Source organism: Chryseobacterium soli, assembly GCF_000737705.1.
GTDB classification, from domain to species: domain Bacteria; phylum Bacteroidota; class Bacteroidia; order Flavobacteriales; family Weeksellaceae; genus Chryseobacterium; species Chryseobacterium soli.
In genome coordinates, this window is record NZ_JPRH01000005.1 from 1 (window position 1) to 20,561 (window position 20,561).

The following is a 20,561-nucleotide window of genomic DNA, read 5'->3' on the forward strand; positions in this document are numbered from 1 at the left end:
AGCAATGCTCCGCCGTCTTTTGTCGGAATCATTTTCTCTACTTCATCAAGACCTTTTCCGCCCAGAATCACTTGGGAGAGTTCTTTTCCGTTTTTATCGAGTTTTATAATCAGAACATCTTTGGAACCATATCCTCTGGCTGAGTTTTGTACATTTCCGGCCACAAAAAAACCTAAATCCGTGGTTTGAATCACAGATCTTGCTTCTTCATCGGAAGAAGTTCCCAAAGTTTTTTGCCAAAGCTCATCTCCGAATTCATTGATACGGATCAGCCAGATGTCAGAACCACCTTTGGAATCATCTTTTTTATCCAACCCTTTTCCTGAATACGAAGTTCCGGCCAGAAGAAAGCCGCCCTCCTGGGTTGCTACGGAAGCAGATAAAAAGTCGTGATTATTTCCTGAAAAATATTTTTCCCAGACCTGGTCACCCTGCTGGTTCAGTTTGACTAAATGGAAATCGTAACCGTTGTTTTGGGTATTGTCGGTAGAAAGTTTTTTAGATTGTATCGAACTTCCTGTAATAAGGTATTGCTGATCGATGGTGGTGGTTACCTGACTTAAGAAATCCTGTGTTGAGGACTTAATATCTTTTTGCCACAATACTTCCTGGGCCTGTATGCCCAAAACAGTGCACATCGAAAGTACACTCGTGTAGAGTTTCCTCATCTATTATGTGTTTTAAAGTTAATAGTCGTTTTTATTATTATAATTCTGCAAATTTAACATTTTTTAGCAATTATTAAATTCACGTTAAAAAGATTTAATATGAATCTTATCACATGGTGTCTTTTCTTTCTTGGTATTTACTTTTATTACAAATCTATTTCTCCACCACGTCAAAACCCGTCGTATTAAAACAAAAAAAGGGTTAATTCTAAAAAGAATTAACCCCAAAACATAATGTTTATATTGGCTGAATTATGATTTCTTATTTCCAGCCGCCACCCAGACTTTTATAGATGTCTACAACGGTGCTTAACTGCTTTTGTTTTGCTTCAACCAGTTCCATTTTTGCATCTAATGCATCTCTCTGGTTCAGTAAAACTTCCAGATAATCTGCTCTGGAATTGCGGAATAGCTGATTGGCAATATCAATAGATTCGTCCAACGCTTTTGTTTCCTGAGATTTTAACTGATAGTACTGGTCAATATTTTTAACCTTCGACATTAAGTTAGCCACATCAAGATAGGCATTTAATATCGTTTTATCATATTCATACAGGGACTGAATCTGCTTAGCATCAGCGGTTTGAAAATTGGCTTTAATCGCGCTTTTATTGATCAGCGGTCCAGCCAGTTCTCCTGCTAAATTATACGCTATCGACTCAGGCAGCTTTACCAAATAGGAAGGTTTAAAAGCTTCCAATCCTAATGTTGCAGAGATTTCCAGTGAAGGATAAAACTCTTTTCTAGCTGCTTCTACATCCAGTTTTGAAGATTTCAATTCCAATTCTGCCTGTTTAATATCAGGACGGTTGGATAATAACTGTGAAGGAATACCTGTGTAAACGGTTTGAGGAATCGTTGACATAAAGCTTTCCTTTGTTCTCACAATCTGCTGTGGATATCTTCCCAACAATGCATTGATCTCGTTTTCCTTTTCTGTGATCTCCTGACGAATGGTATATTCTGAAGCTTTTGATTTTGCCAGTTCAGCCTCAAACTTTTTCACAGCCAGCTCTGTAGCCGCTGCAGCCTGCTTTTGGATTTTAGAAATCTCCAGTGCTCTTTCCTGAAGTTTGATATACTGTTGAATAATATCCAACTGATTATCAAGTGCTAATAGTTCATAATAATTATCAGCAACTTCCTCAATAAGATTGGAAAGAACAAAGTTTTTCCCTTCTACTGTAGAAAGATAATGGGCAACTGCAGATTCTTTCTCAGTTCTGAGCTTTTTCCAGATATCTATTTCCCAGTTGGCCATTAATCCTCCTTCAAAGTTTCCAAGCGGATCAGGCATTTCTTTTCCAGCTTCTATATCTGTTGTAGCATCCCCAGCCCCTTCACTGGTGTAGCGGCCGGCTTTACTCACTCCGGCTCCCAGTTTTGCAGCAACAGTAGGACTTAGCTTCCCTTTTTTGTAAAGGACACTGCTTTTTGCAATTTCAATTTCCTGAAGGGTAATCAGCAGTTCCTGATTATTTTTCAGTGCAGTTTCAATCAGACTAACGAGATTTGGATCTGTAAAGAACTGTCTCCATGGAGTCGTTCCGCTATTATTATTAGCATCCTGTTGCTCCTGCTGATTAAAATTCTGAGGTATATTTTCTTTAACCTCATCTTTTATAACGGTCGCCATCGGAGCTTTACAACTTGCAAGAACAAGTGATAAAGCAATGGCTGTAATGATACTTTTAGTCTTCGAATTTTCCATCATGTTCATAAGGTTCAGTTTGTTCTGTTAAAGGATTTTCTTCTTCATATTTGGCCAGCCTTGATTTGTCTGCAATCGTTCCAAAAATATAGTACAATCCTGGAATAATCATCAGTCCGAAAATAGTTCCTATCAACATACCACCTGCAGCAGCTGTCCCGATAGTTCTATTTCCTGTGGCACCAGGGCCGGTAGCCATTACTAAAGGAATAAGTCCCGCAATAAAAGCGAAAGAGGTCATTAAGATTGGTCTGAAACGGATGGCAGCACCTTCAATCGCAGCTTTTGCAATCGGTACTCCTTCTGCCTTTCTCTGAACGGCAAACTCTACAATCAATACAGCATTTTTACCCAAAAGACCAATAAGCATTACCATGGCCACCTGAGCATAGATGTTATTCTCTAATCCAAGAAGTGAAAGACATAAAAATGCTCCAAAAATCCCCGTTGGAAGTGATAAAATTACCGGAAGCGGAAGAATGAAACTTTCATACTGTGCAGAAAGGATCAAATACACAAATCCTAGACATACCAAGAAGATAAATACGGCTTCATTTCCACGGCTTACTTCATCTTTAGAAATACCAGCCCAGTCTATCCCAAAACCTCTTGGAAGTGTTTTATCTGCTACTTCCTGAATTGCCTGAATTGCCTGTCCACTACTATAACCCGGAGCAGGCGTACCACTTACTTCAGAAGAATTATACATATTATGTCTCGTGATCTCTGATAACCCATATACTTTTTCCAGTTTCATGAAATCAGAATAAGGTACCATCTGGTCTTTATTATTTTTCACATATAGCTTCAATAAATCACTTGGCAGCGCACGATATTGTGGTCCGGCCTGAACAATTACCTTATAGGGTCTATCAAAACGGATAAAACTCGTTTCATAATTAGAACCTATCAATGTTGACAGATTGTCCATCGCCGTTTCAATGCTTACTCCTTTCTGTTCTGCCAGATCATTATCTATTTTAAGCATATACTGAGGAAAGCTCGCAGAATAAAAAGTAAATGCAGAACCCAATTCCGGACGTTTCTGAAGTTCTTTTACAAAATCATTACTTACCTTCTCCATTTTCTGATAATCTCCACTTCCTGCTTTATCAAGCAAACGGAGTTCGAAACCACCTGCTGCACCATACCCTGGAATGGAAGGAGGCTGGAAGAATTCTATATTAGCACCTGGAATTTCTTTGGCTTTAGCTTCAAGTTTCTCAATAATTTCAGCGGCTGATTCTTTACGGTCAGCCCAATCTTTAAGGTTGATCAAGCAGGTTCCCGAGTTAGAGCCCGTTCCTTCCGTTAAGATTTCATACCCCGCTAATGAAGAAACAGACTGTACTCCATCAATACCTTCTGAAGCTTTTTGTAATTGTAATGCAATCTGATTGGTTCTTTCCAACGTTGATCCCGGAGGCGTCTGAATAATAGCATAGATCATTCCCTGATCTTCACTTGGAATAAATCCTGAAGGCAATTTATTGCTGATAAAATAAGTAGCCGCACAGAAAACCAGTAATAACGGAAGTGTTATAATTTTTTTAGTAACGGTCTTATTTAATAATTTCTCATATCTTCCAGCTCCTTTTGTAAACAGATTATTGAATTTCTCCAAGAATAAAGTGATAGGAGTTTTCTTTTTATGCTTACCATGATTATTTTTCAATATTAAGGCACATAAAGCAGGAGTTAGCGTTAAAGCAACAATTCCTGAAAGAATAATAGAAGATGCCATTGTAATAGAGAACTGACGATAGAAAACACCTACCGGACCTGACATAAATGCCACCGGAATGAATACCGCTGCCATTACCAATGTAATTGCGATAATTGCACCACTGATCTCATGCATCGCTTCTTCTGTAGCTTTTAACGGCGACAGGTTTTTTTCTTCCATTTTAGCGTGGACCGCTTCAATTACAACAATTGCATCATCGACGACGACCCCAATAGCCATTACTAAAGCAAACAATGAGATCATATTCAGAGTAATTCCAAAGGCAGACATAATCGCAAAGGTTCCTACTAATGAAACCGGAACAGCTAATGCCGGAATCAAAGTCGAACGCCAGTCTCCTAAGAACAGGAATACAACAATCGCCACCAAAACAAAGGCCTCAAATAAAGTATGTACTACTTTTTCGATAGAGGCATCCAGGAATCTTGAAACGTCATAACTAATGTCGTAATGCATTCCTTTCGGGAAATTATTTTTCTGAAGATCAGTCATCAAAGCTTTTACATTTTTGATAACATCGCTCGCATTCGATCCATAAGACTGTTTGATCGTAATTGCTGCAGAAGGCTTTCCATTCAATGTAGAATAAATATCATACATTGAACTTCCGAATTCTATATCGGCAACATCTTTTAATCTTACAAACTCACCACCGGTTTTTGCTTTTAAGATAATATTTCCATAATCTTTTTCATTATTATAACGTCCCGAGTATTTTAAAATATATTCAAAAGACTGTGAGCGTTTACCAGAACTTTCTCCGGTTTTCCCAGGAGATGCTTCCAAACTCTGTTGGTTTAGAGCTTCCATTACTTCATCTGCTGAAATATTGTAAGCTGTTAAACGGTCAGGTTTCAGCCAAATACGCATTGCATACTCACGGGTTCCCAGGATATCGGCAAAACCAACACCGCTTACCCTTTTCAATTCAGACATTACGTTAATATCTGCATAGTTGAAAAGGAATTTCTGGTCAGCTTTCGGATCATCACTGTATAAGTTGATATACATCAACATGTTAGGCTCTTCTCTTGTAATCTTCACCCCTTCACGTACTACCAACGGCGGAAGTTTATTAACTACAGAGGAAACACGGTTCTGAACGTTAACTGCTGCAACGTTAGGATCCGTTCCCAGGTCAAATACAACCTGGATAGAAGCTTCCCCGTCGTTTCCGGCATCGGAAGTCATATACTTCATACCCGGCACCCCGTTAAGACCCCTTTCCAAAGGAATAACTACGGATTTAATCAACAATTCGTTGTTGGCTCCCGGATATTCTGCGGTGATATTTACTTTAGGAGGAGAAATGGAGGGAAACTGGGTCACCGGAAGCTTTACCAGTGAAAGTACCCCCATAAATACGATAATCAATGAGATTACGATTGACAGAACAGGTCTGCGAATGAATTTCTTAAACATACTGCTACTACTCTGCTTTTAATTTCAATGATTGAAGAACTTTCGCAGGATTCTGGAATTTTGTCTTCACTTTTTGGTCGTCTTTTACTTTCTGAACCCCTTCCAATAAGATGTTATCTCCCTCTGAAAGACCTGAAGCTACTACATAAAGGTCTGGAAGTTCATAGGCAACTTTTATATTTCTGGATTTTGCTTTTCCGTTTTTGTCAATGATAAACACGTATTTCTGATCCTGAATCTCATAGGTTGCTTTCTGAGGGATAATCAAAGCGTTATGAAGCGGCAGTGTCATTTGTACTTTTCCAGTTTCACCGTTTCTTAACAGTTTATCCGGGTTTGGAAACTTCGCTCTGAATGCAATATTTCCTGTTTCATTATCAAATTCACCTTCGATGGTCTGGATCTCCCCTTTTTGAGGAAGCATATCACCGTTAGCCATGATTAAAGATACCTGATTGCTTCCACGGTCTGCAGCGTGGGTTTGATAGCTTAGGTATTCCGGTTCAGAAACGTTAAAGTAACTGTACACATCCGTATTGTCTGATAAAGAAGTTAAAAGATCTCCCTCATCTACCAAACTTCCTAATTTTAAAGGAATCCTGTTGATCACTCCTGAAAATGGGGCTTTAATATCCGTAAACGAAAGGTGGATCTGAGCCAGCTTCATTTCTGCATTGGCAGCATCCAGTTTTGCTTTTGCCATTGCTTTTTCATTTTTAGAAACAATGTTATTGTTTGCTAGGGTGCTTGCATTTCTCAATTCAATAGATGCCTGCTCTACTTCTGCTTTCGCTTTCAGTAGTTCTGCCTGATATAACTGAGGCATAATCCGGAACAGGGTCTGGCCTGCATGAACGTACTGACCTTCATCCACATAAATTTTTTCAAGAAATCCTTTTTCCTGTGCACGGATTTCAATGTTCCTCACAGAACGGATCTGCGCTACAAATTCCTTATTAATTACAGTATCTTTTTTCAAAGGATTGGTAACAGGATATACTGTATCTTCCTGTTTTTCTTCTTTTTTGCCGTTGCAGCCAACAACGAGCAAAAGGGTGCTAAGCATAATGCTTGAAGCAACTCTTTTCATCATAATTCTAGAGTTTATATAAATCGTTAATGTTTTAATTGAAAATTGGTAATAGAGAATATGAAATATTGTAATGATTACCGGCATATACAACACAGGGTATTTCCTACTCAGTTTTGGAAGTAGAAAATACATCGGAAAAGAAGAGTTTAAATTCTAATAGAACGTATCAGAATGAACTTTTTTATTGTAGAAAATCGCGAAAGAAAACCATGAATGTCGGGTTTTCTGCGTTTAAAAGACCGTAATCCAAAAATATAAACCAAGCTGAACACACTGGCAAAGGCAACCATAGCCTGCACCGTGTCTGATAACTGAAAATCATCTTCCGGAAGTTCCAGAGAATAACTAATTCCTGCATCATCTGCCATCTGCTGTACAGAAAACTTTTCGTAGGTTTGATTTAATCGGTTTGCCCTTTTCGGCATATGATGAGAAGCATGACCGGAATAATCATTTTGAAGTGTTTTAACATTAATCTTACTTTCTACTATAAAAAGCAGAAAAAGACTCGTTAAAAAATATACTATACAGTTTCTCATTTTGAAGGAGCAAAGGTACGCCTTGAATCCTATACCTTCATAATAGATTAACAAAATTTAACTCTCCTTTAAATAAGCTGAATAAATCTCCTTTTTTTAAAGAGCAAAATAATAATTACAACATTATAAAAAACACCATATATTATTCATTATCAGTTAATTTAAAACACATTTGACATTATACGATTCTTTTTATTGAGATAAATTCAAACGCATTACAAAAGAGTTGAAACGATAATCCTTTTTTGTTATCAATAATCGAAATAATCTATATTTTAAAATTTTATTTTAGAATATAATTTAATCCATGAAAAATTTACATTGATCAACAAAACCTATATTAAGATTTTAAATCATTGATATTCATCTATTTTTATTTCATCAATTTTAGAGTACTTTTGCCAAAAATAAACAACAAATGAAAAAAAGTCTATTATTTATTTACAGTAAACCATTCCCTACCCATACGCAGCAAATCTCCCTCGAAATCTAGGTCTGTCTATGGTTATTTACATTTTTATATTTCATGAAAAATGCTTTGCATAAAGGCTTTAAAAGCATTACAGGTAATAAAATTTGATTAATTTATATAAAATTAACATATATTTAATAAAAATATTTGTAAATTTATGTGTTATTAATATTACCATTTCATGAAACACATTAAAATCACCTATTATTATGAAAAAATTATTACAATCGATTCTTATGGGATTGATAGTCATTTCTGCAACAGCGTGTAAACATCCCGGAAAAGAAGCTGAAATCGTTGCTGTAGCCCCAGAAACTCCTGATGAATCTGTCAAGAATATCTTTGTAGATACTTATGGCGAAAAAATGGAAGTTACTGTTAATGAAACAAAAAATACTGTTACTATTCATCTGAACGGCAAAACTTATGATCTTAAAAAGAATAATGATTTGCCAGAGTACACCGCTACCAACACTGAATATCTTTATTCTAATATCAAGGGAAATATTACTTTTCTGAAAAAAGATGTTGATATGGTTCTTTTCCATCTAAAACATGATAAAAAAGTACAGCCTCCCACAAAGATGGCATCGTATTAGTTATAAGATAATCTATATTTAAAATAAAAATTATGAAAAACTGGTATCATTATATCACGGTATTATTTTTAACGGTATTTCTTATTTCTTGTGAAAGCAAAACGAATGCGCTGCCTTCCCAAACAAATAAAGATATTACCGGAAAAACATGGAAACTTACAGAGCTTAACGGACAGCCTATTGCGCTAAAAAACCAAAAAAATAATCCTCATTTCAAACTGAATATGGCTGACATGAGGTATGAAGGAAATGCAGGATGCAATGGTTTGGGCGGTACTTTTGAAATAAAACCTGATATTATGAGAATAAAATTCAATCAGGGAATTTCTACCATGATGGCTTGTGAAGATCTTGATATTGAGAATCAATTCACAAAAGCTTTACTTACCGCAGATAACTATTCTGTGAATGGGAATATACTGACGCTGAACAAAGCAAGAATGGCCCCTTTGGCAAAATTTGTTCTTCAATAATCTTACATTCTATTAGCATTATATAAAAAGAGGCTTTACACCATGTAAAGTCTCTTTTTTATTTTAATTAAATGTTGACTGGTCAGGATTTTCTAAAAAGCAAATAGCAAACAAAAAGACCTATATTCACTAATACAGCAAAGGCATTAGAAAGAATAATAGGCAATTCATTTTTCAAAAAGCCATACCATACCCACAATGAAAGCCCGGAAATAAGTACCAGAATCATGATCCATGAGATATCTTCCACATTTTTTTCTTTAATGACTTTTACAAGCTGAGGAATCATAGAAACAGAAGTAAGTACGCCTGCTACAATACCTAAAATATTTTCGTTCATAGCTTAAAATTCTCTCTTGAAGATATACATTTTCATCTGATTATCGAATATATTTCACTCGTTCAGACAAAAGATCAAAAAATATTATCTATTTGAATCTATTTATATCTACTTCTGCATGTAAAGGAATATTCTCTTCAATGCAGTCATATAAACTTTTAGAAAAGTAACATCCATTTAAAATTCCTCTTGCTCCCAGGCCATTGAAAACATACAGGTTTTTGTAATCAGGGTGATTTCCGATGATGGGTCTTCTATCTTTTACCGTAGGACGAAATCCAAAGTTTACTTCTTTTACTTCAAAATCATGAGGATAAAGTTCTGATAATCCTTTCACAAGTTGTACTACAGCAGAATCATCAATATGATGGTGCAGTTGCTCTCTGTCATAGGTTCCTCCGTAAAAATGAAGCCCATCATTAACAGGAAATAAAAAATGTTTCTTTTTAATAGTGATATCCTTAGGAATTTCCCGGGACAGTTTAACTTTTATATGATGCCCTTTATTGGGATTAATAGGAATTACAGAAAAATATGGATTTTCTTTAACACCAATACCTTCGCAAAAAATAATATTTTTAAAAGTGAGGTCTTTATAAGAAGATACCTTTACATCAAGTTGAGTATAATCAAATTTTTCTTTTACAAATAGCTCATTTTTTTCAAAATAATCGAAAAGACCATTGAAAAACCCACTAACATCTAGTCTTGCTGACTGAATAACCTTTCCTGTGTCAAAATCATTTTTTACCCCATCTATGTGCTCGAAATTTTGGCTTAAAAAACCTGAAAGGTCTTCATTTCCGGATTTCTTCATCCAAAGGTTCTGTTCGTTTTCATCATGAAAAATTCTATGAATTGAACTGCCAATCCAATAATTCTTTCCTGTATACGACTTGATTTCCTCCAATGTCTGTGTCAGGAAATCAATCTGTTCCTGAGCTTTCCAGAATGTCGTAAACTTTTTGAGCACAACAGGATTGATAATTCCTGCTGAAACCTGCGATGCACTTTTCCTACCTTCTGAGAATATGACAAAGGATTTATTGTTTTTAATCAGCTGATGAGCGAAGAAAAGCCCTGCATATCCGTCTCCTACGATTATATATTCTATATTTTTCATAATAAAAAAACCTGAGTAAAAGTACTCAGGTTTTGTATAAATATCAAGTGAAATTTAGTAATTCCACATTTCATTTTCCATGTCAAGGATCTGCGACTTAATTCTGTCGCTTTCTTCCAACTGCTCTTCGGCATTCTTAGGAATATAGTCCTTAATGTTACCATCACCTAAACCTGCGGAAGATTTATAAATGATAGAAGAAAATCTTCTTGCATTAATAATATCATCAAAAGATAGATCTGCAGAAGAGTTCTTTCTGTTGAAAACGTAATTATTTGCTAAGATATCTCTTGCACTTGGATAATATACCCAGAACAGATCAATCAGTTCGTCATTGCTTGCAATAGGTTTTCCGTCTGGACCGATAACTCCCTGCACCGCTGGGTCAGGACCCATTGCTGCGATACCAAGAGGTCTGTACTTCATTTGTCCGTCTCTCTTATCGATGAACCACATACCCATTATTTTAAGAACTTTTACTTTTTCAGTAGTAGTCTTATAAACGTCAGTATATTGTTTTTTCTCCTGATCAGTTAATTGTCTTCCTGAGTTAAGAATATCGATGGCAGCATCATTAATAACTACTTTCTCTAATCTTTTCTGAATACCTTCAGCAGAAAGTCTGTCTACAAAATTCTCGTCATTGTATACCTGCTCTATTTTCCCGCTTAATGCAGCATCTAATAATAACTGGTATAATGATCTTGTAGGTGTTGAAAGAAGGCCATCCGGATTATCATAATAGAACGGCTGATTAATCTTATCGTTCATATCAATGATCTCCCAAACAAACATACTTTTTAAAATATCTTTATCATCCACAAAACCATATTCCAAAGGTTTTACTGTTTTATCAACGATAGTATCTCCAACTTTTTGCTTGTTTTCAGCTCTCATCTGCCTAAATTCTTCTGGAGAAGAAGCGTTCAGAATAGTTTGAGAAAAAGCAAATCCCGAAACTAATACTAAAAGGCTGCTAATATATTTTTTCATAATAAATTTACAATTTTAGTCCTATTGAACGTTAATTAATATAGGAGTAATATTTTTAATTACTTGTCCGTCTAAGCCTTGAGCAGTTGCTTTAATATCAAAGATTGATACTACATCACCTGTTCTTAAGTTTCTCACTAATCCTGCCGCATCATCTAATGAGCTTCCGTGGATTAATAATGCTGCTTTACCTGGAACTCTAACCATAAACTGAGTTACAGTAAATGAAACCGGGAAGTCAAAGTCAGGAATTGCTGCCTGAACAGACTGGTTAGGAATAGAACTTGCCGGCATAGACAATACATTCTGACCTCTCATCTGCCCTTGTGGTGGCGGTACATTCTTAATTCTGTATTCAAATACCTGAGAAACAGATTTTCCGTAAGGATCTATTCCAGATAATGTAAGCTTCACTGTATTTCCTGTAGAAGGTTTAACAATCCATTTTCCTGGACCTGTACCTCTTACAGTAGCACCTGGAGCAGATAATGAAAGTTTAGAGTTATCAGCACCAAGTATCGATCCGGATACCGGGTTTTCAAGACCTCTATACATTACATTCATCTTATCAGCAGATAGTAATAATCCTTTTTCAAGTTTTACTTCTCTTGGTCCTGCAATTACATTATAGGTATGTGTCCAAGGGAAACTCTGAGGTGTACCTGAAGCATCTGTTAATGTAATCGTGCCTCCTAATTTATGCTCGCCAATACCTGATCCTGTAATTGAACTAATTCCTTGTCCATCCACAACTCTGCCAACACCTGTAATACTAATTTTATTACTATTAGAATAAGTACCTAACATTACTTTTACTTCTGCCTGCTTACCTGCTTGAATATCAATTGGTCCTGAAACGATAGGCTCATATTTTGAGAATTTAATACTCGCATCTACTTTTTCCTGTAATAATAGTGCTAAAGCATCAGATTGTACGTTTCTGGCATCATTTTGGATAATCTCTAAATTAGAGATCGCCGCAATAAGTGGCTGATGGTAGAATTTGTTTTGGAACCAAGTCTTATCATTTGGAGATTTTCCTTTTGGATATTCCGCAATTAGAGATTTATTAGCTCTTTCCACCAAATCTTTTAATTGAGCATTATTACCAAAAGTAGCAACGATATAATTTCTTACATCATCAATCTTAGCTTTTAAGTCTGTAGCTCCTTTAGTAAGTGTATTTTCATCTCCCTCTTTAAAGAAGTAAGCCATTGTTGCTTCGTTATTGTTAAGAGCTGCAAAGTTTTCACTTACATCAATTTCTTTCTTGGTTACAGGATCTATGTCATGAAATTCTGACTGCTTTTTTAACTCGTCTTTTATTTTCTGAGACGCATCTACTAAAGCATCAATTTTCACTTTCAGCACTTTATATTGCTCCCAAGGCTGTGCATATGTATCAGGTACTTGCTGTGCTTTTAATTCAAGGGTTTTTTCAAAAATTTTCTCATTCTTTTTCTCTGTTAAAGTTCTTGTTTCATGAAGTGCTTTAGTGGAATCGTAATAAGATCGGATGATTTCAGCATCAATGTTGAGGGCCATCATAGCGATGAACACCAAATACATAAGGTTGATCATCTTCTGACGTGGAGTCTGTTTTCCTTGTGCCATTCTTTTTCTTTTTGTTTTGGATTAAAAATTAAATATTAAAATGGTTTGGAAATTACGACTTCATAGCAGTCAACATACCGCCATAAACTCTGTTTAGATTATTTAAGTTAGATGTTAAACCTTGTAATTCTTGATTAAATTTCTCTGAATGTTCAGCAGATTTCTGCATATCTGCAACGTATTTGTTAGCAAATTCAGATTGTCTTTTACCACTCTCCAACTGCATTGCATATAAAGCATTCATGCTTTCCATGTGTTGAGCAGCTTTGTTAAGTTGGTCATTATACTTATGAGTAGAAGCAGAAACATCTACCGTTTGATTGATCTGGTCTACAGAGTTTGAAAATTTATCAATACCTGTTCTTAGTCTATCAAATAATTGAACATCTAATTTTGCATCAGCAAGCATCTTGTCCAATTTTGTAGAAAGAGAATTTTCTAATTCCGCAAATTGAGCGGCTGCTCCATTTTTAGAAGATATATTTGAATGTATTGGGTTAGGGTTTGCATGTTTATCTAATAATTCAGGATATACATTTTCCCAAGCATAAGACTCTTCAGATTTCGGAGGGTCAAAAGCAAAAATGATAAAAATGATTGCTTCTGTAATAAGTCCTACTGTAAGAGCCATATTACCATTAATTGGTCCCAGAGTAATGTGAGTAATTTTAAGCCAAGCTCCAAGAATTACAATTGCAGCACCGAATGAATAAAAGAAGTTCATCCAAGCATCTTTAGTCTTAAACATATAAGTTAGTTTTTTTTAGTGTTATAAATGTTATTGAAAATAATTGTCTGATTTATTATCTGCTAACTCTTTTTGGTTTTACTGCAGCTTCAGGAATATCCTGTACTGTTCTAAATCCAATATAACTTCTAGCCGAATCTTTTCTTTCCCAATCTCTTGCACCAGTCATAAGCATATAGCCTACATCTTTCCAAGAACCTCCTCTCACAGATTTTTTAGTATCTGTTGTATTTTTTGTAGAAGGATTTAAAGTAGAAGAGAATCCGTATGAAGAATTGTTATAAGCAGACACTGTCCATTCAGAAACATTTCCAGCCATATCAAATAACCCAAAACCATTCTTCTTAAATTTCTTTACTGGAGCTGTATATGTATAAGTACCTTTCTTGTCGTCTTCCATATAGTTACCACGCTTCGGTTTGAAGTTTGCCAGATAGCATCCTCTGTCATCCATTAAATATGGACCTCCCCAAGGGTAAGTAGCATTTTGCATACCGCCTTTTGCAGCATATTCCCATTCAACTTCTGTCGGAAGACGGAATAGCAATGGTCTTTGTTTTTTTCTTTTTAAACTTTCGTTGTAATCAGTTTTCAGTTTAGATCTAAAATTACAGTATGCTCTAGCCTGATCCCATGTTACCCCAACTACCGGATAATTTTTATAAGCTTTATGCCAGAAATATTGTTCGAACAATGGCTCATTATAAGCGAAGTGGAAATCTTTTACCCAAACTGTAGTATCCGGGTAGATCGCAATACTTTTACTCTTAAGGTAGTTAGCACCTCTTTCGTTATCAGCAATTGCAGCATCCATATCTCCCCACTGATAGTTGTATTTTAATTTACTAACATCTAGAATTCTTTCGTTACCCATTCTAGAAGAAGCTGGCAAATACATTGATTCTAATACTTCCGCATATTCCACATCCGGATATTTAGAGGTACTCCAATGTAAAGGAATTTTCCAGTCTAATTTTTTAGTGGCATCAAATCCACCTTCTTCTCTGCCTCCCTGGCCTTCTAAATATTCTTGATAGGGTGTTAAATTTTCTTCTTTCTTTGCAAGGTATGCATAATCTCCTATGCTTGCCCCTTTACGACCGCCTTCATCACCGCCTTCTCCAGCAGCTTCAGCAAGTAAAGTTCTCGCAATTGAGTCTCTTACGTAATTAATAAATACCCTGTATTCTGCATTTGTAGTTTCAGCTTCATCCATGAAGAAAGAGGAAACGGTAACCGTTTTTAATGCTGCTTTTTCAGGGCTATTTGTTGGATCCTGGTCTGCTAAACCAGCAACAAAGGAACCTGCAGGAATGGCCACCATACCGTATGGTCTTTCCGCAACAAATGATTTCGTTTTCTCTCTTGGTATCAATTCTCCTTTTGTTCCAGGTTTCCCTACAGAAGAGCTACCACCACCTGAACAAGATACCGACGCTACCGACGCAGACAATAATAAAAGAAATATCCTTTTCATGTTAATTTTTATAATTAAGCCGTAAATATATAATTTTTTTAAGAAACTTTTAAGATTTTTTTTGAAATAACGAAAGAAATCTAAATTTATTTTATTTACAAATACTTTTTATTCCACAGTTACAGATTTCGCAAGGTTTCTCGGCTGATCCACATTCGCACCTCTATATACAGCAATATAATATGCTAAGAGTTGTAAAGGTACTGATGCAATGATTGGAGAGAAACATTCTGAAGTCTCTGGAATTTCAATAACATAATCTGCCATTTCACTTACCTGCTGATCGCCTTTATTTACGACAGCGATAATTTTACCTCTTCTGGCTTTAATTTCCTGAACATTGCTCACAATTTTATCATAATGTCCTTTTTTAGGAGCAATGATAACGATAGGCATGTTTTCATCAATTAAAGCAATCGGACCATGTTTCATTTCTGCTGCAGGATATCCTTCCGCATGAATATAAGAGATTTCTTTTAGTTTTAAAGCTCCTTCCAGCGCTGCAGGATAGTTGTATCCTCTTCCCAAATAAAGGAAATTTGTAGCATTCACAAAGTCTTTTGCAATACTTTGAGTCAGCTCATGGGTTGTACTTAATACTTCTTCTATCTTTTTAGGGAGTGCATTCAATTCAGCAATTAGACTCATAAATTCAGCATTCCCAAGATTTCCATTGTGCTTTCCAAGTTTCAGTGCAATTAAGCTAAGAATGGTAAGCTGTGCTGTAAATGCTTTTGTAGAAGCTACTCCAATCTCCGGACCGGCGTGAGTGTAAGAACCCGCATCTGTAATCCTTGCAATGGAAGAATCTACTACATTACATATACCATATATAAATGCACCTTTTTCTTTTGCTAACTTTAATGCAGCCATGGTATCTGCTGTTTCTCCTGACTGAGAAATTGCGATAACGACATCTTTATCTGTAATAATTGGATTTCTGTATCTGAATTCTGAAGCATATTCTACTTCTACAGGAATTCTTGCATATTCTTCAATAAGATATTCACCAATCAGTCCTGCATGCCATGAAGTTCCACACGCAATAATGATGATTCTGTTTGCATTTTTGAATTTTTCAACATGATCCCAGATTCCTGCCATCTTGATGATTCCTTCATCAACAAGAAGTCTTCCTCTCATAGTATCATGGACAGATTTCGGCTGCTCGAAAATTTCTTTAAGCATAAAGTGCTCATATCCGCCTTTTTCAATTTGCTCAAGGTTCATTTTAAGCTGCTGAATTTCCGGCTCAATTTTAGAATTCTCATTGATTGTTCTAATATCTACACCTCCCTCTAATGAAATCGTGGCCATATGACCTTCTTCCAAATAGATCGCTTCTTTTGTAAATTCAACAAAAGGAGAGGCATCTGAAGCAATAAAGTATTCTTTATCACCAATTCCGATGGCCAAAGGAGATCCTAATCTACCCACAACCAATACACCAGGATAATCCTCGTGCATTATAGTCACTGCATAAGCTCCGTATACTTCATTAAGTGCATATCTTACTGCAGTCGGGAAATCGGTCTGTGAATTCAGATCCATAAAATACTGGATAAGATTAACCAATACTTCTGTATCTGTTTCTGATTTAAAAGTAAATCCTTTTTCGGTAAGCATTTTTTTAATGGTATCATAGTTTTCTATAATACCATTGTGGATAATTGCCACTTTACCATTATTGGATAAATGAGGGTGAGAGTTTCTATCACTAGGAACTCCATGGGTAGCCCAACGGGTATGTCCCATTCCCATTTTTGCTTTTCCTTTTAACTGTTGAGAAATATTGACTAAGTCCTGTACTTTCCCTTTTGTTTTTTCAATTTCAAATTTGTTGTCAGAATCTTCCAGTACAATACCTGCACTGTCATATCCTCTATATTCTAATCTTCTAAGACCGTTGATTACTATATCATACGCGTCTTGGAAACCTGTATATCCTACTATTCCGCACATATTTTTTCTAGTGTTTTTTTATTTTTTTGTTCCGTAAGTAACTAATAATTGAATTCTATTAGCATTGGTAGCCTCTGTTCCTACGAACACTGCTCTATCCATTGCAAATGATCTGGAAGTATATTTATATCCAGCCAGTGTTGTTGACGATGATGAAAGGGCTAAAAACTCTCCAAGGTTGATCACCAGTGTTTTGTTTTCTGCTCCGGTTTCCACAATATCTTTAACCGTTTTCGTTACTGTAAAATCATAATAAGCCGGGTTTTTATCCAAATCATACATTTTGTATGGAGTAAAGCCTAACAACATATCCTGAGTAAACGTGGATGAAATCAATTCACCCGTGGCAGCTTTACTATCAACCGGAAGAAGGGTAAACTTTGTAGGCTTAGCATAAGCATTGTCCCAGTTGGTTTTATCAGTATAAATTCTGATTTTAGCTCCTATAATTGCTGCTTTATTATTTTGATATAATGTTTTAAGCGTATTGATGTCAGTATCCTTAATTTTTATTCCGATAGAAGGCCCTCCCATAGCCTGTGTATAAAGTCTTGGATCACCATTTTGCTCGCTACTGACAGCTAATGCATCAGATAAACTTGATCCGGTTCTGTTGTATTCATATTGTCCGATATGGGCGTTTGCTCCTTGCAGATTAAAGGTAAATGTGGTCTGTGGTCTCGTTACTACACCATTAGTCGTAACATCAGATTTGTAGTACATGATCATCTCCATATCGTTAGGAGAAAACTGGAACAAATATCCATCATTTTCTGCAACAGAAATTCTTATTCCATTAAAATATCTTGTAAAGTTAGACGCATCCTGAAGTTCAGGCTGTCCTTTTTTAGCGATGATTTTATTTTGGAAGAAGGTCTTATCCAGCGGGATTCTGAAACCTAAGTTAGACGTAAATGCAGTACTGTTATCAGAAGTCTTTAAAATGGTCATAGCCGTAACATTTCCATTAAAAACACGGGTTCCCAATAAAGCACCTGTGCTTACACTTACGTTAGAACGGGTAAAATTGGTATTGTTAGCATCTAAGAAAGTCGTTACTTCATTTACGTTTATATTAAACAAAGTGGGTGCTCCTGTAGTCCCAATATTACCATATTTATTAACAGCATACGTCTTGATACTTTCCTTAGTGGGAATAGTGTTATCTCCATTAAGAAAGCCAGCCTTATCTGTTATATCCCCTAAAGCTGTACCATCATATTGAGCAGCAGAAGGTCTTATTACTAAAACCACAGAATCCACAACTGCATTGGTTCCAAAATCAGGATTATCGGTTGATAGTCTTAACTGCGTAAGATAAGAAGCTTTCTGCATTCCAAAATTACTTTCGTTAAAGGCTCCTAAAACGGCAGTAGATGAAGTTGATCCCCATAAATTGATCAATTTAGAAGCATCACTTCTGATAGTATCATGATTATTAATATTATAAGCGATAAGGTCATATGGTGTCACAGTACCTTCTGTAGCTTCATTGGCAAATAGCTGTTCCCCCAGCGAATCCGGTTCCGGTTCGCAATTATAAAGCAATACACTTCCAAAAATCGCCAATAATAACATGGCGAAAGTTCTTTTAACATTATGAGTCATTAAAAATGTGTTTTTTAATATAGTTGGTTTATAGAGTCTAGATCAAGATACTCCGACTTTGGAGTAGATGTTTCGTTGAAAGCTTTATCCAGGTCTTCATCCAGGAATTCATCACCTTTCACTACCATATTTACATAATTCATGCTTTCGATAACAAAACTTTTAATGCTTGGGTTATCTAACGCTTTTAATCCTGAAATATTATCGAATTTTAATTTTTCATCGATCTTCTTGTCCAAAGCTGCTTCTTTCTCGTTGTAAAGAGAAAGTACAATTTTTGCATCTTTGAAATAGGTATCGGATTCGTAATAGGTTTTAAGATAAATTGGAACAAAAGAAGCCATCCATCCATTTAAATGGATAACATCAGGAACCCAGTTTAATTTTTTGATAGTTTCAATAACTCCTCTTGCGAAGAAGATTGCTCTCTCATCATTGTCTTCGAAAGGATTTCCTTCGTCATCAACATAATATTGCTTTCTTTTGAAGTATTCTTCATTATCAATAAAGTAGACTTGAAGTCTTTCCCCCGGAAGAGACGCTACCTTAATAATCAAAGGTTGATCCAGATCATTGATAATAATATTCATTCCCGAAAGGCGGATTACCTCATGAAGCTGGAATTTTCTCTCACTAATTTGTCCAAATCTTGGCATAAAAACTCTAACATCATTGCCTTCATTGTGCATCTTAAGTGCCATTTTGTTTACCACTGCAGCCATATTTGTGTCTTCTTGGTATGGATACATCTCCGTAGTAATGTACAGTATTTTTTGATTCGGCATAAATTTCTTTCTAATTTTTTGTAAAAACGCTTTAATGTGCAAAATTACAAAAAAACATCCAACATTATTTTAATTAACATTTTTTTACGATAATTCCCTTTTCCAAATTATCAAAACCGCACTTTATTATGCTATATTTTTAGTATTTTTGAATTAGTATTAAAATAAACTATGGAAGTTCTAAAAAACAAGAAAACCCTTCAGGATTTCATTGAAAGACAGAAAGAAATGGGAAAAAGAATAGGCTTTGCACCTACCATGGGAGCCCTGCATAACGGCCATCTTTCCTTATATGAAGAAGCTAAAAAAGAAAATGATCTTGTCATTTCTTCAATTTTTGTAAATCCCACTCAATTTAATAATCCTGAAGATCTGGAAAAGTATCCCAGAGATGTCAACCGAGATATCTTAATTTTAAAAAACTCAGGATTGGTGGATGCCGTATATATTCCTGAAGTAGCAGATATCTATCCGGAAAAGGCAGTAAGCCAGCATTATGATTTTGACGGACTGGAAAATGAAATGGAGGGAAAATCGAGACCGGGACATTTTGATGGAGTTGGAACTGTGGTGGAAGAATTATTCCGACAGGTTAAGCCTGATAATGCTTATTTTGGAGAAAAAGATTTCCAGCAGCTGGCCATTATCAAAAAAATGGTCGAAAAGAAGCATCTCCCGATCAAAATAGTTGGAGTTTCTATTTACAGAGCAGACAATGGTCTTGCCCTAAGTTCAAGAAACCAAAGACTTCATGAAGACCGAAAAGAGGTTTCAAAAATTATTTACCAGACCTTACTGAAAGTCAACGACTGGTTCAGAACCGTTACCGTTCCTGAAATTAAAGAAAGGGTAGCTGATGTTTTCGATCAGCAGCAGGGCATGCAGCTGGAATATTTCCTGATTGCTGACGAAGAGACATTGAAAGAGACTGATTTCTTTTATAAAGACAGAAACTACAGAGCCTTTATTGTAGTAATGGTAGATGGTGTGCGATTGATCGACAATATGCATTTAGAATAGAAAACAAAAAATCAAAGGCTTCCTGAGGGAAGCCTTTGAAACACCAAATCACAAAATATTAATATGAAAAAAATTTACTTTTCAGTAAACTTGTGACCCGGCTGGGATTCGAACCCAGGACCCATACATTAAAAGTGTATTGCTCTACCAGCTGAGCTACCGAGTCG

At 35.8% G+C, this 20,561-nt stretch carries 16 protein-coding genes, 1 tRNA gene and 1 pseudogene; 3 read left to right on the forward strand and 15 right to left on the reverse strand.

Features of this window, described 5'->3' with window-relative positions; translation table 11 throughout:
• From IW15_RS13145 to IW15_RS13165, 5 genes and pseudogenes are all read right to left on the reverse strand, one after another.
• Positions 1–668 (reverse strand): annotated as a pseudogene (locus IW15_RS13145) (T9SS type A sorting domain-containing protein); the annotation flags it as partial.
• 262 nt (positions 669–930) lie between these two features.
• Positions 931–2,388, reverse strand: a complete 1,458-nt coding sequence (locus IW15_RS13150; RefSeq protein ID WP_034712001.1) for a TolC family protein — start codon at positions 2,386–2,388, stop codon at positions 931–933.
• Positions 2,360–5,548: an efflux RND transporter permease subunit gene (locus IW15_RS13155; RefSeq protein ID WP_034712002.1), complete on the reverse strand. Its 3,189-nt coding sequence runs from the start codon at positions 5,546–5,548 to the stop codon at positions 2,360–2,362. Before IW15_RS13155 ends, IW15_RS13150 begins: the two co-directional genes overlap by 29 nt.
• 7 nt (positions 5,549–5,555) lie before the next feature.
• On the reverse strand, positions 5,556–6,638 hold the full coding sequence (locus tag IW15_RS13160) for an efflux RND transporter periplasmic adaptor subunit (RefSeq protein ID WP_034712003.1): 1,083 nt from the start codon (positions 6,636–6,638) through the stop codon (positions 5,556–5,558).
• 149 nt (positions 6,639–6,787) lie between these two features.
• Positions 6,788–7,180 carry a hypothetical protein gene (locus tag IW15_RS13165; RefSeq protein WP_034712005.1) on the reverse strand — a complete coding sequence of 131 codons (393 nt, stop codon included), beginning with the start codon at positions 7,178–7,180 and terminating at the stop codon, positions 6,788–6,790.
• Positions 7,181–7,861: 681 nt separating this feature from the next.
• On the opposite strand from IW15_RS13165, the gene IW15_RS13170 reads away from it, so the two are divergent.
• On the forward strand, positions 7,862–8,251 hold the full coding sequence (locus IW15_RS13170; RefSeq protein WP_034712008.1) for a hypothetical protein: 390 nt from the start codon (positions 7,862–7,864) through the stop codon (positions 8,249–8,251).
• Positions 8,252–8,283: 32 nt separating this feature from the next.
• Complete coding sequence (locus tag IW15_RS13175) at positions 8,284–8,724, forward strand: META domain-containing protein (RefSeq protein ID WP_034712010.1); 441 nt, start codon at positions 8,284–8,286, stop codon at positions 8,722–8,724.
• 82 nt (positions 8,725–8,806) lie between these two features.
• Here the strand turns inward: IW15_RS13175 and IW15_RS13180 are convergent, their stop codons facing one another.
• The 9 genes from IW15_RS13180 to IW15_RS13220 all read right to left on the reverse strand — a co-directional run bounded on the left by IW15_RS13180 (position 8,807) and on the right by IW15_RS13220 (position 19,374).
• The gene (locus IW15_RS13180) at positions 8,807–9,064 is read right to left on the reverse strand and encodes a SemiSWEET transporter (RefSeq protein ID WP_034712013.1); all 258 of its coding nucleotides are present in this window, start codon (positions 9,062–9,064) and stop codon (positions 8,807–8,809) included.
• Positions 9,065–9,152: 88 nt separating this feature from the next.
• Positions 9,153–10,187 carry an NAD(P)/FAD-dependent oxidoreductase gene (locus IW15_RS13185; protein WP_034712024.1) on the reverse strand — a complete coding sequence of 345 codons (1,035 nt, stop codon included), beginning with the start codon at positions 10,185–10,187 and terminating at the stop codon, positions 9,153–9,155.
• Between the two features lie 54 nt (positions 10,188–10,241).
• Positions 10,242–11,180 carry a type IX secretion system ring subunit PorN/GldN gene (gene porN, locus IW15_RS13190; protein ID WP_034712027.1) on the reverse strand — a complete coding sequence of 313 codons (939 nt, stop codon included), beginning with the start codon at positions 11,178–11,180 and terminating at the stop codon, positions 10,242–10,244.
• 21 nt (positions 11,181–11,201) lie between these two features.
• On the reverse strand, positions 11,202–12,794 hold the full coding sequence (gene porM, locus IW15_RS13195) for a type IX secretion system motor protein PorM/GldM (protein ID WP_034712031.1): 1,593 nt from the start codon (positions 12,792–12,794) through the stop codon (positions 11,202–11,204).
• 52 nt (positions 12,795–12,846) lie between these two features.
• Entirely contained in the window at positions 12,847–13,542 is a 696-nt protein-coding gene (gene porL, locus IW15_RS13200) for a type IX secretion system motor protein PorL/GldL (RefSeq protein WP_034712033.1), read from the reverse strand.
• Positions 13,543–13,597: 55 nt separating this feature from the next.
• Positions 13,598–15,019 (reverse strand): T9SS ring complex lipoprotein PorK/GldK, encoded by a 1,422-nt coding sequence (porK, locus tag IW15_RS13205; RefSeq protein ID WP_034712038.1) that lies wholly within the window; start codon positions 15,017–15,019, stop codon positions 13,598–13,600.
• A 108-nt stretch (positions 15,020–15,127) separates the two neighbouring features.
• Positions 15,128–16,981: a glutamine--fructose-6-phosphate transaminase (isomerizing) gene (gene glmS / locus IW15_RS13210; protein ID WP_034712040.1), complete on the reverse strand. Its 1,854-nt coding sequence runs from the start codon at positions 16,979–16,981 to the stop codon at positions 15,128–15,130.
• Between the two features lie 18 nt (positions 16,982–16,999).
• Complete coding sequence (locus IW15_RS13215) at positions 17,000–18,589, reverse strand: DUF4270 family protein (protein WP_034712043.1); 1,590 nt, start codon at positions 18,587–18,589, stop codon at positions 17,000–17,002.
• 14 nt (positions 18,590–18,603) lie between these two features.
• Positions 18,604–19,374, reverse strand: a complete 771-nt coding sequence (locus IW15_RS13220; protein WP_034712045.1) for a glycogen/starch synthase — start codon at positions 19,372–19,374, stop codon at positions 18,604–18,606.
• Positions 19,375–19,545: 171 nt separating this feature from the next.
• Between IW15_RS13220 and panC the strand changes: the two genes are divergently transcribed.
• Complete coding sequence (panC, locus tag IW15_RS13225; protein WP_034712047.1) at positions 19,546–20,394, forward strand: pantoate--beta-alanine ligase; 849 nt, start codon at positions 19,546–19,548, stop codon at positions 20,392–20,394.
• A gap of 93 nt (positions 20,395–20,487) precedes the next feature.
• Here the strand turns inward: panC and IW15_RS13230 are convergent.
• A tRNA-Lys gene (locus tag IW15_RS13230) sits at positions 20,488–20,560 on the reverse strand.
• Position 20,561: the final 1 nt, after the last annotated feature.